This is a genomic window from Colwellia psychrerythraea 34H, assembly GCF_000012325.1.
Classification (GTDB): domain Bacteria; phylum Pseudomonadota; class Gammaproteobacteria; order Enterobacterales; family Alteromonadaceae; genus Colwellia; species Colwellia psychrerythraea_A.
On record NC_003910.7, the window covers coordinates 4,812,846 to 4,829,814 of the forward strand.

General features: G+C 37.9%; 14 protein-coding genes. All 14 read right to left on the reverse strand.

Annotated features, from left to right (window positions below; translation table 11 throughout):
* Nucleotides 1-62: 62 nt before the first annotated feature.
* Nucleotides 63-1,106, reverse strand: coding sequence for a rod shape-determining protein (locus CPS_RS20440; RefSeq protein WP_011045290.1), 1,044 nt, complete (start codon nucleotides 1,104-1,106; stop codon nucleotides 63-65).
* Between the two features lie 307 nt (nucleotides 1,107-1,413).
* Entirely contained in the window at nucleotides 1,414-6,144 is a 4,731-nt protein-coding gene (locus CPS_RS20445) for a LamG domain-containing protein (protein WP_011045291.1), read from the reverse strand.
* Nucleotides 6,145-6,329: 185 nt separating this feature from the next.
* Nucleotides 6,330-6,755 carry a hypothetical protein gene (locus CPS_RS20455; protein ID WP_049757944.1) on the reverse strand — a complete coding sequence of 142 codons (426 nt, stop codon included), beginning with the start codon at nucleotides 6,753-6,755 and terminating at the stop codon, nucleotides 6,330-6,332.
* 192 nt (nucleotides 6,756-6,947) lie between these two features.
* Nucleotides 6,948-7,520 carry a PEP-CTERM sorting domain-containing protein gene (locus CPS_RS20460; protein WP_011045294.1) on the reverse strand — a complete coding sequence of 191 codons (573 nt, stop codon included), beginning with the start codon at nucleotides 7,518-7,520 and terminating at the stop codon, nucleotides 6,948-6,950.
* A gap of 142 nt (nucleotides 7,521-7,662) precedes the next feature.
* Nucleotides 7,663-8,541 carry a prepilin-type N-terminal cleavage/methylation domain-containing protein gene (locus CPS_RS20465; protein ID WP_011045295.1) on the reverse strand — a complete coding sequence of 293 codons (879 nt, stop codon included), beginning with the start codon at nucleotides 8,539-8,541 and terminating at the stop codon, nucleotides 7,663-7,665.
* Nucleotides 8,541-9,128: a prepilin-type N-terminal cleavage/methylation domain-containing protein gene (locus CPS_RS20470; RefSeq protein WP_011045296.1), complete on the reverse strand. Its 588-nt coding sequence runs from the start codon at nucleotides 9,126-9,128 to the stop codon at nucleotides 8,541-8,543. Before CPS_RS20470 ends, CPS_RS20465 begins: the two co-directional genes overlap by 1 nt.
* The gene (locus CPS_RS20475; RefSeq protein ID WP_011045297.1) at nucleotides 9,118-9,666 is read right to left on the reverse strand and encodes a type II secretion system protein; all 549 of its coding nucleotides are present in this window, start codon (nucleotides 9,664-9,666) and stop codon (nucleotides 9,118-9,120) included. The genes CPS_RS20470 and CPS_RS20475 overlap by 11 nt, the downstream gene beginning before the upstream one ends.
* A 63-nt stretch (nucleotides 9,667-9,729) precedes the next feature.
* Nucleotides 9,730-10,293, reverse strand: a complete 564-nt coding sequence (locus CPS_RS24280) for a prepilin-type N-terminal cleavage/methylation domain-containing protein (protein ID WP_011045298.1) — start codon at nucleotides 10,291-10,293, stop codon at nucleotides 9,730-9,732.
* A 99-nt stretch (nucleotides 10,294-10,392) separates the two neighbouring features.
* Complete coding sequence (locus tag CPS_RS20485) at nucleotides 10,393-11,082, reverse strand: pilus assembly FimT family protein (protein WP_011045299.1); 690 nt, start codon at nucleotides 11,080-11,082, stop codon at nucleotides 10,393-10,395.
* A 231-nt stretch (nucleotides 11,083-11,313) separates the two neighbouring features.
* Nucleotides 11,314-11,802, reverse strand: coding sequence for a hypothetical protein (locus tag CPS_RS20490; protein ID WP_011045300.1), 489 nt, complete (start codon nucleotides 11,800-11,802; stop codon nucleotides 11,314-11,316).
* A gap of 11 nt (nucleotides 11,803-11,813) precedes the next feature.
* Nucleotides 11,814-13,040, reverse strand: coding sequence for a type II secretion system F family protein (locus CPS_RS20495; RefSeq protein WP_011045301.1), 1,227 nt, complete (start codon nucleotides 13,038-13,040; stop codon nucleotides 11,814-11,816).
* A gap of 53 nt (nucleotides 13,041-13,093) precedes the next feature.
* Nucleotides 13,094-14,806 carry a GspE/PulE family protein gene (locus tag CPS_RS20500; RefSeq protein ID WP_011045302.1) on the reverse strand — a complete coding sequence of 571 codons (1,713 nt, stop codon included), beginning with the start codon at nucleotides 14,804-14,806 and terminating at the stop codon, nucleotides 13,094-13,096.
* 8 nt (nucleotides 14,807-14,814) lie between these two features.
* Entirely contained in the window at nucleotides 14,815-16,026 is a 1,212-nt protein-coding gene (locus CPS_RS20505) for a tetratricopeptide repeat protein (protein WP_011045303.1), read from the reverse strand.
* Entirely contained in the window at nucleotides 16,023-16,925 is a 903-nt protein-coding gene (locus CPS_RS20510; protein WP_011045304.1) for an ExeA family protein, read from the reverse strand. The genes CPS_RS20505 and CPS_RS20510 overlap by 4 nt, the downstream gene beginning before the upstream one ends.
* Between the last annotated feature and the right edge of the window lie 44 nt (nucleotides 16,926-16,969).

Below are 16,969 nucleotides of genomic sequence, written 5' to 3' on the forward strand. Positions count from 1 at the left end.
TATTAACACAGTAATTGGGCTTAATGGACAAGAAAAAATATTGACTCTATTCGTAGGAGACTTTACTCATATGAAAAAAGATCGCCACCATGCATATCAATCATCTCTAATGCTTTACCGCCACCACGAGCAACACACGTTAATGGATCATCAGCAACAACAACAGGAATACCCGTCTCTTCCATTAATAAACGGTCAATATCTTTTAATAAAGCGCCACCGCCGGTTAACACCATACCTCGTTCAGAGATATCAGACGCCAGCTCTGGTGGAGATTGCTCTAATGCCACCATAATAGCACTCACAATACCTGATAATGGCTCTTGCAGTGCTTCTAAAATTTCGTTGCTGTTTAAGGTAAAGCTACGAGGAACACCTTCAGCAAGATTACGACCACGTACTTCAATTTCAATTAATTCTTCACCTGGGTAGGCAGAACCAATCTCATGTTTAATGCGTTCAGCAGTGGCTTCACCAATTAAGCTACCAAAGTTACGACGAACATAGTTGATAATAGCTTCATCAAACTTATCACCACCAATGCGTACAGAAGAAGAATAAACCACACCGTTCAGTGAAATAATACCAACTTCGGTAGTACCACCACCTATATCAACAACCATTGAACCAGTCGCTTCTGACACAGGCATACCAGCACCAATAGCGGCAGCCATTGGCTCATCAATTAAATAGACTTCACGTGCACCAGCACCCATCGCTGATTCACGAATAGCACGACGTTCAACTTGGGTAGAACCACAAGGAACACACACTAAAACTCTTGGACTAGGACGTAAGAAATTATTGCTATGCACTTGTTTTATAAAGTGTTGTAACATTTTTTCAGTAACAAAAAAGTTAGCAATTACGCCATCTTTCATCGGACGAATAGCTTCAATATTACCCGGCGTTCTACCTAACATAGCTTTTGCTGCAACACCTACCGCTGCAACACTTTTCGAACCGCCAGAACGGTCTTGACGAATAGCTACTACAGAAGGCTCGTTTAATACAATACCTTGGTCTTTTACATAAATAAGTGTATTGGCGGTACCTAAATCGATAGAAAGATCGTTAGAAAACATGCCGCGTATTTTTTTAAACATAAGCTCAAAATGTCCTGTGAAGTACTAATTAAGTAGACGCTGTCAAGGTGCGAATAACAGATCGGATAATGATACCTTAGAATTTGGCTAATGTGTTGCTTTTTTTACAATAAAAAGTAAAGAAAAAATAAAGGAATCTGCGGTAGGAATATTCTAGAAGAATTTACTACAAAGACGGGGGAATAAAGCACTTTTCTTGAGGGAGAAGCGATAAAGTATTGCTATTATTATCCTTCTTCTTCCTCGTTACTCTTTTGAAGATTCATCTCATTTACTTTCTTTAAGTCTATAAATTAACTGAACTCATTTAACGAGATATTTCACGTTGATAAATAATACGATCATTGCCACGGTATATGCCAAAGGTAGCAATCCCACGTGGGTTATCATTAAACAAACCATCAACTCCTTCGGTGTCATACGCCCAATCGTATTGTAACCAATCACTGATATTATAAATAACACCTACCTGACCCGTGTTAACACCCTTTATGTTATCAGTTGGCGCTTCTAATATTATATCGCGTGTTTCACCCAAAGGTAATTCATCAGAAAACTTACCTGGCACTATAATTTGTACCGGCGATAATGCCGGGTCTAAGCTGATATTACTTAAAAATATATTGTTATAATCATAGGTAGTGCACGTATCGTTTTCACTTAGGAAGTAACCATCATCGGTATAATAATTAACGGATAACGTTTGTGGTAAATTAGAAGTATCGGGACCATAGCTATTTGCAAGTTGAGCACGACCAAAACGAATTAATTTACCAGAAGGTTTTAAAGTAAGGATTAGGCCGTTAGAGCTATCCAGATCATAATCTTGTGCTGCTACAGTATCGCTATCAATAATTGACACCATAGACAAATCTATATCACTAGTGAATTCATTAACTTCACTATTTTCTTCATGCGAATACACAAAGTTATCTTCATCATGATAACTATAACTAATAACACCTTTTACTCCTGTAAAATTAGCATCATCTAAATTAGCGGTTAAATGTACTAAGTTAGTAGTATCTTTACCCATTCGACTGGTATCAGTGACGGGAGCTAACATTGATACACTTGGTACAGCGAAGTTTGGTACCATTAAACGTTGAAAACTTGTTAATGATAGCTTTAAGAAATCATCAATATAGTTTTGTGTTAATACATCATCTTTATTCCTTGCCTCAATAACAAAAGATGGTGTAGTCAAGTAACTTAATGCCCCTCTTGTTGGACTGTCTGATAACATTTGACCGCTATAAACAAACGGTAATTCTGCTGAGTCATCAACACTACAAGTCCCTGTTAATATTCCATCAGCAATACTCGTTACAGTAAAATGACTGGGGATAAAGCGACCGACATAAGGTGTATTGCCTTCAATGCTAACACCTGCAGCTAAATAGTCTTCTTTGAGAGCCTGTAAAGAGATAATGCCCACTTCATCATAGGTAGCAATATCTACTTGGCTACCAGAAGTAAATTCAGCCCCAGTTTCTACACTCAATGCTCCATCTATGTCTGACGTAGGCAGTAACTGTGTATGAGACAAACTCGATAAACTGACATCAATAAAATTATTGGTCGTTGCGTTAGTAGTTAAATCTTCAACTTGATCTGCTAAGCCGTTAGCATTTGCGTCATCACCAGTTTTCCACGCTACTGCTCGAGTGCTTATACGTATTTCATCTGCCGCGACTGTAAACACATCCTCTTCTCCACCACTACCATCTGTTGCCGCAGGGTTTACTTTATACGCGGTATCACCCGTTGGTAAGTTCTTATCAACAAACATATCAAAAGCAAATGGACGCACTATAATTGGATTAGAAGTACCTTTTATGAAATCTCCTGAAGGGTTACCCTCATCATCTGGTAATTCATAACGCGCATTTAAAACAACAGAACCTGCATCAGGGTAAGTAAAAATATATTCTGCACTGTGCTGAGTAATACCACCAAAGTCTAACGGAACGGCTATAAATGGTAAGCTATCAAAAACGGTACCAGTGATGGATGTGCCGATATTTTTACCTGAAATATTAACCAGTTCAGTTCCTGTACCAGGTGATTGATAACTTGCCGCCATTTCAATAGATTCACCCGTGATCAAAAGTGGTGCACAAGCACCGGTTGCATCATCAGTTTTAACCGCTTCAATTTTGAAGGTATCCGCATTAAAACCAATATTTGAAGGTTTCCCTGAAAGCTGCACGGGTAAAGTTAAATCCCCTGAGTCAGTAACAAACCTAAAACCCGCATCGGCAAAAGTAACATCACATAAGGTAGGAGAGCCATTTAAACATTCAAACGTTTGATCTAAGCTTAATGACACGACCTCAGCTTTGGTATGAATATATTCAACATCAATTTCACCACCAACAATTGTGACATTTTTAGTTAACACATCGCTCATACTATCCGAGACGGATAACACCACATCGACAGCATCGGGGGTTAAAATACTACAAGATGGATCACTACAAACACGTAATTTTATAATATCAGGCTCACATGTTAAGCCTTGTCCATTAAGAGTATTTATCTCAAAGTGATCGATAAAACTGTCACATGGATGAGTTTCTCGATAAACCCCCTCAATTTCAGCCGCAGATAATGCCGAGTCATACATCCTCACTTCATCAATTGAGCCAGTAAACCTATTGCCCGTCTCCCCAGAGTCGGTTTCTCCACCAATAGAAGCAATACCCGTATCAACGCCCCAATTACCACTATAATTATTACTGGTCCCTCCCCCGGTAACGGTTTGAGCAATACCATTGATATAAATCTCTCGGGTTTTTGTGTCAAAATTATGCACAGCTGTTACAAAGGTCCATGTATCTGCAGAAATAACTGCTGAGAGAGTATCAACAGAGACAGGACTTACGCCCCGAGAATAAAAACGAAGCTGACCACTGCCAGGGTCTCCCAAACTAAAAGCATATCCGCGACTATTATTCTCATCATCAGCAAAAATTCTAGAGCCACTTTGTAAGTTACTTGGATTTATCCATGCCGTGATAGTGAAGCTACCCTGTTGGTTTTCAAAAGAAGTTGGTAACGCCACATAATCATTTACCCCATCAAAGGTACCATAAGCACATGTGCCTGGGTTACCTATAAGCGCGGGAGTTGAACGAGCCGTATCAGCCCCGTTTTTAGATTGTCCGTTAAAGCTACCAGTTTCATCGATTACCTCACCTGTGCTACCATTCCAGGCCTGTTCATCCATGCGCCATTCAGCTATAGGTTCTAGGGGGCCACATGAACGCTCAGTTCCATCCCAGTTTTTCCCTTGAACTTGATTATTATATATATTATTGATGTCATTAACTGATAACTGCTTATCAAACAATAAAACTTCATCAAGTAAGCCTGAAAAGGCTTGTGAGCTATCAAAATCTCCTCCAAGTGAGTCTTGCTCTTGCCCTAAAATAAAGCCAGTGGCATCAACATCAATGGCAAACTCACCATTATTATGTGTCGAACACCCCTGTAAAACATTATCAATATATAAGCATAACTCGCCATTGTTAACATTAGTCTTTCGAGTCCAAACATGATGTTTCCATGAACCTGTGCTAATATTGCTGACAGGATTTTTGGTCGATGTATTAAAAGGGCTTTCTCTTATGGTGGGCCAAGAGCTGGTATTATTTTCATAGTAAAAGACTGCTTCATTAAACTGCGTGCTATTTGCAACTGATAATATGGTTTGTGCACTGGTACGAGCAGTATTGACCCAAGCTGATAACGTGAAGTCTTTTAATCCATTGATAGCACTATGATCTAGGCTTAAGTAATCATTAATCCCTGTAGCAGATAAATCGGCTGCATTACATATAAAACCTTCCGTTGGCGTGACATTAACCGCATTAGCATGATAATCATTACCACTGATATCAATAATGGAATTAGCGGCATCCCAATTATTTTCATCAAAATGAAGATCTAAAACCGGAGAAGGAAGAATAGGACAGTTACGAATACTACCATCATAACCCAAGCCTGCATTTTGGTTATCATAAATAGTGGCTATTTCATCAGGCGTTATAGCCGAATCAAAGACTAAAAATTCATCAAGTAAACCATCAAACGCACGACTAGAAGAGAAGTCACCACCAACAGCGTCTTGTTCTTGCCCTAAAATTAGACTTTGTATATCTAATTGAAAGGTTTCCTGTGTAACACAGCCTTTTAATGTTTTATCTACAAACAAGCAACTTTGACTCCCTTCCTTTGTCCACACAAAATGTTGCCAATTATTGTCTGCAATTGAAGAAGTGGTAATTATTCCATTTTGTGAATTATACAAATAGGGACGAAAACTGGTGTGGTTTTCAAACCACATAATCAACTCATTACTACTAAAGCTACCGGCTCCTGAGAGAACACTCTGGTTGGAGGTCTTACTAGTTTTTGCCCATACTGAAATACTAAAATCAGTTTTTCCCGTTAAAATATCTTTATCCAGCACAGCATAATCACTTGTACCAGTCGCGCTAAGATCTATAGCATTACAGACCTTGCCCTCTACTGGTTGACTACCTTTTGCCTGCCCATGAAAGCCTCCTGCACTATCAATAATCTCGTTAGGGGTATCAGTATATTCTATTTCATCAAAACGATATTCAGCAATTAAACTAGAAACAACAATGCCATCTGGAACTACTAATTCACTACCTGGATCGCCTGGGTTACAACTACCATTTTTATGGGCATAAAAGGAAACATTATAGCTACCACCATTTAGAGGGGCTGTTATTTCGAAAGTATTTGTATAAGTTCCTCTTCCATTCTTATCATTTGTATTTTCACAAATAACTGGTTCATCATTAAATTTATACGATGTTGACTTCCAATTAGCGTTAGCACCATTCCCTGAGGTAGTGACCTCCATAGTTACGGTAACTGTTTCGCCAGCAGCAACATTTGTCGTCGTATTTCCATTTAGCAATACGCTATTAATAACCCTAGCCGCTTGAGCAGGAATTGAAATGCAATATAATAATATGGCAAATACCAAAGCACTTTTCACAACGAAATTCCTTTCACTTTTATCTGACTAAATCGCGTTCGTACATTGTAAATCGAGGTATCACTTAGATAAAAGCTCATATATTTAATATTGATTGCAGTCAATTTATCCACTTGGATTTGAACAAAATTTACATAAGGAAAAGGTACTGAAGGGAGAGAAGTACTTAAAATCCATTTGCACATTTACAAGCTCCTTGCTTCAACTTGGATGCTACGGCTGCTTATAACAACTACTTTGCTATCGGCCTCAATTGTACCGCTACCGCATTCGCCCGTGCTGGTTAACCGATAGAACTTCTCATCTGTTTGTGGGTGAGTCGCATACCAACTACACGAAACTTCAGCCCTACAATGATGAAGACCATCTATATTCATTCCTGATGCAGAAAAATTATGAGTTGTAACCGATGGAGCTAGTGGGGCTAAAGGACATGTTGAAGAGCTATTTAACGGAAATAATTGTTGTAACTTAGCCTGCATTGCAGAGTTAGCGGCCATATAAGCTCGAGTACCAATGACTTCCTGCGCAATGCTTTCACTGCTAGTTGATAACACTCGCATTAATGCTCCACCAAGGAGAATCAAAACAATAATAATAAATAATGTCATTAATAGAGCACTACCTCTTTGTTTTTTAAAACAAGAGATCGCTTTAGGGAATTGAAAAAAGTGAATTTTCATCTATCAATAATTGTTGCTGTATTTATTAAGCAACGGTAACGTTAAGTCACTAAACATGCAAATAAAAAGCAATAAAAACCCCCGCAAAAGCGAGTTTTCTAATAGACTAAAGTCAAAAGTCTATATTAATAATTTTTTGCGATTTACTAAAGTAAATAAACCTAAAGCAAAAATAATTAAAGTAGAAGGTTCAGGGATAGCATCTGCTTCATGATCTCTAATATAAAAGGTTTCAAACGATTTATTACTACTCCATTCGCCACTAATTAAATTAGCTTGAAAATTTAAGTGATCCCCGATTATGTAATTTGTATTCCAGTACTCAGTTGCCTGAATAAACATTGATTTATCAAAATCGTAAAAAGAATTAAGTGTCAGTATATTAAATACTGTATCAAGTTCTGTACTAGTTGCAAACCTCCAACCCTCACGATATTCAGGGGCAAGTAGTTGATTTGCACAATCACTATTATCTAAAACTGTTGTCAAATAGTCTTCAGGATTATCAACTTCTTGGAGACAACCATCAAATTGAGTATTTACTGGAGAAACCCAAGCCCAATCCTTATCATCAAATGTGATAAATGCTTGGTATGATGCATCATCAATATCATTCGAAAGATCTAGAAGGGTCGCACTCGCTAGAAAAGGGAAGATAAAAGCTATTAAGACTATATATTTAAATGATTTCAAAACTATAATACTGACTATTTACAAAAAATATGAAATATGAAATGCAATTATCACACCACAGCAAACAAACCATTAATAAACAATATGTTAACGAGTATTTATTTTACCTTTTTTAAATTATGTAAAAAAAACAGACATAATATTAAGGTACATTGTTAATATGAATATCATTATTAAATGAAACGACTTCACCATCGCGATCAAAATTCAATTTAATTTGAACCATTGCATTCCTCTGTAAAGTTGCCGGTAAAACTTTAAAAGGTAGATCATTCTGATCGAAGGTTAAACTTTCAGCCATCAGTACAAATCCCCCTGTAGGTGTTAATGACTGGTTCGCAGTAAAACTATGCCCAAAATAACGTCTTAATTCAGAGTTATTAACACAATATGAAACCGGAGCATCAAAAACATAAGCCCTTTTCGTTGGTGAGTGTTCATCAAAAATCATCCCTGCGTTCGGCCTAATAGGTACAGTCCATATACTGCCAGGTAAATTAGAAAAAGCTTTGAAAGCGGTTACTTTACCTTTTCCTGAATTGACATTAAAATCATAAATATCTGATGATTGCAACGGATAAACAGCAACGTAATCCAAACAAAATCCTGTGCAGGCGAATGGGTTACCGCTAGAGTCAACAAACGAAACGACTTCAATTTCCCCTGACTTATCATCTGGTACAACCGGAATATCTATATACATGGTGCTTGCTTTGATGGGTGTGAATTCTAAACATTGCGCTGAGTTATTATTGAATGTTCTCAAACTATTGGGTACAGCATTTCTCACTTCTCGATTCAAACGCTCCACAGCAAAACGGGCACTAGAAAGTAATTTATCTCGCTCAGTAACATTTAAATAAGTTTGTGTACTTAATGTTATAAAACCAGCAATACCAACAGACATTATCCCCAAGATTATGATAACTATTATTAATTCAAGTAAAGTAAAGCCAGAATTTTTTAGCCGTCTGTCGAGTCTATTTTTATTAAGAAAGTACTTATTACAACTAGCTTTCATTAAAAGTTTGCCTTATGAGTGGCAAATTGAATTTCTGTACCTAATGGCGTAGTAACAGAAACGGTAATTTTTTTAGCGCTTCTATTATTTGATAACCCCAAAGATAAACCATCATAAATCACCTTTATATCAATGGTAAAATTATTATACCCCTTTGCTAATATTTCATCGTTGCCGGTAAATTTCTCAGAATAATTATGAAAATCATCAACGTCATTAAATAAACCACGCTTAACCTCTCCGTTATTAGGTCGTCCATCATTGCCATCTTCAGGACCAAGTTTTCCGGAATCTGTACATGGATTTGAACCATCATTCGGCTCCCCACACCTAACTAATCCGCCCGCCATATCTGAGTTTTGGTCAAAAGCTCGAGCGCTTATATCATTTAAAAAGCTTTGTCCTAACTCAGCAGCTTTAACTTGATGTATTTGGTCAGCACTTTTCTGCTCTGCAGGGGCTATAAGTGTTGAAACAATTGATAGTGAAATTGATAAAGCCACTATACCAATAATTATCTCTATTAAGGTAAAGCCTGAGGTATGTTTCGAATAAGGAGTCGCTGTTTCAGAATATTTAAATAGCATGAATATAGCCTTCTGACTCTATTTGAATTCTCAAAGTCTCAACACTGCTCTGTATATTAATAATGCAACCTCCAACACAGTTATTGGCAAGAGTTGCATTACTAACTGGTCGCCCCATACTATCAAAAGTAATGGCACTAGGATTATTTTTACCCTGAATACCAAAGCTGACTTGATACTTTAATTCAACTTCAAAGCCAGTCGCATCGGGCTGCCACTCAGGTATTTGTCCAGAAAATGTAGTAACGGTGCAATCTACTCTATCAGGGATCCCATAGCGCGAAACAAGACTATCATTGTCAAAAACTAATTGATGGCAGTAACCATCAGCAGTATCTGTTTGTTGCATTGCTCGTTGTTGCGTAAGCCGTAGGGCTGAAATGAGTTTCGCTCTGTGCGTATGAGCTTCATAACTGGCAGTGCCACCAAATTTTGGCGCTACTGATACCGCTAGAATCGAAATGAGTAGGATTACAGTGACTAACTCCACCAAGGTAAACCCTTGATGAATTAAATTACAACTGCATTTTGAGGACATGCAAGCTCCTTAAACAAAAAGGAGAGCTTAGAGCTCTCCTGTTTTATATCAATTTACACTATATTAGCAATCCGTTACTGCTGTAACTGGAATATCTGCATTCGCTGCAGATGCTGCTTCGGTATAAATCACAAAGCAAGTAGTAGGAACTACCGTTAATTTTGTATTTGTCCCATCTGGATCTGGCGTTATATAGATAACATCTGAAATTGATGAGACAACAAATTCACCATCATCATTAGGCGATGCAGCACCAACTGCGATATCAAGTAAATTAACCTCCCATTCAGTCACTGATGCTGTATTTGAACGAGGGTAACCAAAACTAACATTTACATCTACGCCATTCACTACAACTACAGGTGTTACAGCGGCAGCACCACCAGAAGCAGCTGCAGCACCAACCGTCTCATTACCTGCGATTAATGATTTGCTATGCACTAAAGCTTTTACACTTTCTATGGAGCCTTTTATTGCATCTAAAGTCGCTGTACGCGCATCATCTTGAACATCTATAAATCTTGGTGCTGCTGTTACCGCTAAAATACCCAAAATAACAATTACTACGACCAATTCAATTAAGGTAAAACCCTTTTGATTTGCTTTTACATTCATACTACTTTTCATGCTTCTTCCTAAATTTACGATCAAAATTAATTTAACTTAGTTTAAAATACTTAATTAAATACTGTACAAGATGTATACACCAATAAATGATATTAGTGTTTACGATTTATCATTAATATAAATAATTACCGAGCTATTAGCAGGCTGATAACTAAAACTATTACCAACAGCTGTTAATGGTGATGGCGCAATATAATTACCATCACTGTTGCGAGCTAATGTTTCTTTTAAGTGGTAATGACATAAGGTAGTTGCGCCACTACCCGTAACATTTGCCAAATACCTATAACTCTCATCATCATCATTAATTTCAGTAACATTACTAGCAATAAGAGGTGGTTGCTGTAATAAGCTATCCCATACAGAGATACAATCAGCTATAGCCATAGTCTTTGAATTTATTCCTGCACCGCTATTAGTCCCGACAATATAACCAGGGCTAATAGTTGGCGATGTATCTCTGTCTTCACTGGTTAAATAAACAACGGTACCGTCATAATTCACCATATTTACACCACTAGTATCTTTTGGGCGAGCTTCGACCTCCCACTGAGAACGTGCTAATGACACACCTGTAGCAAAACCGCCTGCCATACCTTCTATATTTGCCTGTTTAGCTTGTTCAGTTAAATCGACAAACTTAGGAATCGCGGTTGCGGCTAAAAATCCCAATATAACTACAACAATAACCAATTCAATTAAGGTAAAGCCCTTTTGCTTAAGTACACGAACGGCTGTCTGCTCCTGACTAATTAGGGAAATCCTATTATGGGAAATGATTTTTATCATTGAGATAACCTTTTTATATCTGTTGATGCATCAGTTTAAACTTCATAGACTTACTCTATAAACGTTCGCTTAAAATTACATAGTAAACTGACCTGAATACTTATATTAACATTATGGACACTTGCAAACCATTTTTCAATGTTAAATAGTTGTAATTACTTGTACTTGCTAAATAAATTTTCTATCGAACTATTTATTTGTATGCCCTTAATTTATTCATTAGCAAATTAACTAACCCTGCTTTAATTTACCTGTGTCACTACGGTAATCAAAATATTGCCCATTAGCAATACTATAACGACATAACCGACCGTTTTTAATAGTGTTTTTCTGAATTTCGATTGCTATTACTTTTGATTTAACCACCTGTAATGGTATGGCTAATGTTTGCTGCCAAATTTTGTTGCAGGCCAAGCTAGAATGCTCACTATCAACCCAACCCATCTCATTAACGTGAATAGATTCTTTTACATTACTATTTAGTCGATTTAATATCACTGTATGCGGCTGTTTATCCATAAGCCATTGCCCATGTATCACGTTAACTTTACTGGTAAAGCTTTGTGCTAAGCCCACAAAGGCCGTATTAGTAATCTTTGCTTGTTGGCTAAAAAATACATCGACTAACAGCTTCATCATGATAGCAATGATTACTACAACGATTAAAAATTCAATAATTGAACGTTGCTTTTTCTCTGTATAGTTTGGTGCTTTTTCCATGAATTTTTCTACTACCCCTGCATAGCCGAGGCCATATCCCACATAGGGGTAAAAATACCTAGTGCTAACACGAGTACCATAGCAGCAACGACCACTAAGAGTAGCGGCTCAATTCTCGCCGTTAGCGTTGCCAAGTCATAATCAACTTCTCTTTCATAGTAATCACCCACCTCGGTGAGTAATTCATCAACTCGACCAGTTTCTTCACCTACAGCCACCATCTGCAATACTAACGGCGTAAATAAGGCACTAGCTACAGCTGAGCGCAATAAGCTTTCTCCACTTTCGATACCTTGACGCATGGCAGAAATTTTTTCCTGCATGTAACTATTATCAACGGCTTCTGCCACTAATGTTAATCCGGTAGTCATAGGTACACCCGCTTTTAAAACGATGGCAAAACTATGTGAGAAACGTGCTAAAATTGAACGTTCGATAATACTGCCGATAATAGGAATTTTTATCTTACGTCTATCCCACTGGTATCGCCCCTTCTTTGTTTTAAGGGACTTCCTAATCATAATTAAAACCACAAAGATGCCAAGTAACATGTAGTGCCAATAATTTATAAATAAATTTGAACTGGCAATAATAAATCGCGTAGCAAATGGTAGCTCAGCTCCTAAACGAGTGAACATATTGGCAAACGTTGGGATGACAAAAATATTTAAAATGACCATAGCTGCAGCTATAGCAATTAGCACCATACTGGGGTAACGCAATGCAGCTTTAATACGTTTACGGGTGTCTAATTCACGTTCAAGATAAGTGGTTAACTTTAGAAAAGCTTGATCTAATTGACCGGTATTTTCCCCTACATGTACTAGAGAGACAAAAAGATGGTCAAAAATTTTAGGGTGACCATTTAATGCTGAAGAAAAGGTATAACCCCCCTCAAGTTGCTTTCCTATATCAGTTAATGCTTTTTTTAACGAGATCGAATTCGCTGATTCAACCATGCCATTAATTGCCCGTAATATAGGTACGCCCGAACGCATTAACGCATACATTTGTCGACAAAAAACTATCAGTTCCTCTAATGAAACCCGACCATTATTGAGTAACTCAAAGACATCTATACTCGCAGCATTTCCACCTGTTTTCGCTGCGATAATAGAAATGGGAGTAATACCCTTTTTAAATAATTTTTCTGCGGCAATATCTACATTGGCAGCATCGATGCTGTCTTTCACTTGGCTACCGTTGGCATTTCGCCCTGTATATTTAAATGACGCCATAAAACTCTCGATGCTCTAACATACGTTACTTGCTTAAATGTCTATTTAGCTGATTAATTAATATCAATAGTTTCAACTAAACGTAATACTTCTTCGACCGTGGTAATACCTGTTGCCGCATAATCAAATGCTGCTTTTGCCAGTGGTGTAAAACTGGGGTTTTCTTTAGATAGTTTCGCAAACAACTCACTATCATTACGCTTTAAAGCAGCCATCATACCTTCATTCATTTCAAGTATTTCAAAGACACCAATTCGACCTTTATAACCAGTATAGTGGCATGTTTGGCAACCTTTACCTTGCATAAACTGAATATTTTTCGCCCTCTCACCTGCTAAATTCGTTAGCCAAAAGAGTTCCTGTTCATCCGCTTGGTATTCAATAGCACATGAGTCACAAACTCTTCGAACAAGCCGTTGAGCTATAACCGCACGTAATGCACTACCCACTAAAAATCCCGCAGCGCCCATATCAATCAGGCGTAAAGCACTCGTGATAGCATCGTTGGTATGCAAGGTTGATAAGACTAGATGACCTGTTATGGCACCTCGCAAGCCAATTTCAACCGTTTCTTGATCACGCATTTCACCAACCATCATGATATCTGGATCTTGACGAAGTGCTGTTCGTAAAACGCTAGAAAAGGTTAAATCTATCTTAGTATTAATCTGTACTTGGTTAATACGGGGCAAACGATACTCAACAGGGTCTTCCACTGTGATAATTTTTTTACTGGCTTCATTAAGTTCGCTCAAAGCTGCATATAATGTCGTTGTTTTACCACTACCTGTTGGTCCTGTAACTAAAACCATTCCATGGGGGCGATGAATTTGCAGGCGTATACGTTTAACAATATCTGCCGGCATCCCTGTTTGCTCAAGTGATAACAAACCCGCAGATTGGTCCAATAAACGCATAACAACTGATTCACCATATTGAACAGGCATAGTAGACATACGAACATCGATGTTATGCCCACTAATATCTAAATTGAAACGACCATCTTGTGGAATACGCTTTTCTGATATATCAAGCCCCGCCATTAACTTAAGACGCAACACCATGGCTGAAGCTATTTTATTTTCTTTGAGAATCTTTTCTTGTAACACACCATCAATACGTTGACGAATACGTAATTGATGTTCTTCTGGTTCAATATGAATATCCGATGCTCGCATTTGTACCGCATCTTCAAACACGGATTGCAGTAACTTACCTACGGTCGCATCGCCACCTTCATCAAGAAAGGTTGTTGCGAGGTCAAAACTAGATGATTCTTCATACTCTTCTTCTAGTTGGCTAGCAAAAGATTCAATTTCAGCAGTACGACGATATAAACTATCGAAGGCATCAAAAATCTGAGATTCCATGACTACCGCAAGCTCAATGCGCTTAGGCGACAACATTCGCTCTAACTGATCTAAGCCACTTAAATCCGCAGGATCACTCATCCCTAATAATACTGAAGCGCCTCTATCTTCAATAATTAAAGCTCTTAAACGCCTAGCATGAACTTCTGGTAATAAACTCGAAACAGCCGGTGATATTTTAAATTGAGAAATATCCATAAACGGCACATTGAGTTGCTGCGCCAAAAACTCTAATAATTGTCTTTCAGATAAGTAATTTAGCTCAATTAATGTATCACCGAGTTTACGGCCCGTTTGCTTTTGACTAGATAGCGCTTGCATGAGTTGATCATTGGAAATGATATCTTTATCAACCAATAAGTCACCTAAACGCATCTTTAATTTGGGAGCTGCCATAATCTGTCCTACTGTCCTATTACTTGTAAGCGTTGCTTAACAAAGTTTTCTGAAGAAACTGATAAATCATTTTTTGTTAATGCTTTTTTATAAGCCATACTGGCCAACTCAAACTGGCTGTTTTTATCGTACAAAACGGCTAAACCTAGCGGCCAACGGCCTATATCCGGTTTCATTGCTATTAACATTTTATACGCATCAACGGCTATTTTATTTTGTTTGGCTTGCTGTGCGGTATTTGCCAGCATGACTTGATATTGCTCATCTTTTAATTGAGCAAGAGGTTTTAACGTATTCAGCGCAGCCGTGAATTGCCCTTGCTTTAAATGAATGCGCGCTTTCATTTGACGTAAACTGCTGTCTTTACCATTTAAGGCGATGCCTTGTGACAATAAATTCACAGCATCTTGATAAGCTTGACGGCCAAACCATAAAGCCGCCAGTTTTTTACGTGTTTGACTATCGCTCGGCCTGATAATGACTACATCTTCTAGTAGTTTTTCGGCCTTCTCGATTTGCTTAGCCGCTAGTGCTTTTTCAGCGAGGACTAATTTTTGCTCTGCTAGTTCATCCGCCGATAATTGACGTCGTGACACCGACATTTTATTTACTTTTGGCTTAGGTTTAGCTTTGACGATATCAACAATGTCGTGGCTATGACCTGAACTATCTCCCGAATGACTATGGGTATCCGCTATAACTTTCGCTTTCTTTACTGGTGTTACTTGGCTAGCGCTGTTATTTACCAAAGGTTTTGCCGTTATTAACTTGGCAGTAGTCTCAGCACTGTTATTTGATAATACTTTATTTACATCTGTTGGTTCAGCAATTTGACCATTTATAGGTGCTATTTCCTGTTGATCATAAATTTTAGTGACATGTACGTTTATTGGATCATTCTGAACGGTATTTTCGTTGCTGCTTATTTGCTTAGACGTATTAATCTGGCTACTTATATTTTCAGGTCTATTTTTTGCTGAACTCATTTGAACGGCATTAACTTTATTCGTTATTTTTTCAGCTTTTAATGCGTTATTTTCACTAATTAATTGCCAAACATAAAAACTAAGAAAACAAACGGCTAACACACAAAACCCAGTAACGAGCGCTATTTTTATAGGGGAATGGGCTACTGCAACATTACCTGACTGAGTAGCATCGGTATTAGACTCAGGACTGCGCTGTTCTAAATCCTTTAACATCTGATTAATAACACTCATAACTTAACCACCAGCGCATAATAAGCTAACAACAAAACGCTCAAGCCTCCTAAAAATGAAAAAGCCAATAAACTTACTTTTGAGCTTTGCTCAATGCTTTCAGTATCTTTTACCGCCGCTTTCAGTAATTTCATTGTCATTTTGTAATGTCCCTGACCATAAGCAAGCATTAACATTTTGTGGCACAATACATTCACTAACCGTGGCACACCTTTGCTAACTCGAGCGATACTTTGGCATATCTTTACAGGAAAAAGTACTGCTCCATTATACCCCGCGACTTGCAATCTATGTTGAATATATTGCTGTACTTCATTTGCATTCATTGGTCTTAATTTATACGCAAAAGTAATACGTTGTCTCAATTGTCTAAATTCTGTTTTGGCTAAACGCACATCAAGCTCTGGCTGGGCAAATAAAACTACCTGCAATAACTTACGTGTTTCTGTCTCTAAATTAGTAAACAATCTCAACGCTTCTAAGCTATCTTCAGGTAACGCCTGTGCTTCATCAAGTATCAGCACTACCGAATGTCCCTGATTATGTAATTCTAACAAACGTGTTTGAATGCGCTGAGTAAGCAATTGCACTGACATGCGTTGCGCTTGTTTAACGCCAAGTTCTACGGCAACAGCTCGTCTTAATTCATCAGGGTTTAAATAAGGATTTGGGATGTAAGCCGTAACAAAGTGATCTGGTATTTCATTAAGCAATTTACGACACAATAAGGTTTTACCCGTACCTACTTCGCCAACAACTTTAATGAAGCCTTCGCCTGTTTGCAGTGCTGTTGATAGCACTGCTAACGCTTCATCATGCATAGCCATTGGCAAATAAAAATTTGTATTCGGTGTTAAGGTAAAAGGTAACTCACCTAAGCCAAAATGATATAAATACATAGAAAATCGACTCAGTGTTCTCGTTAAGCTAACTCAAATAAAAA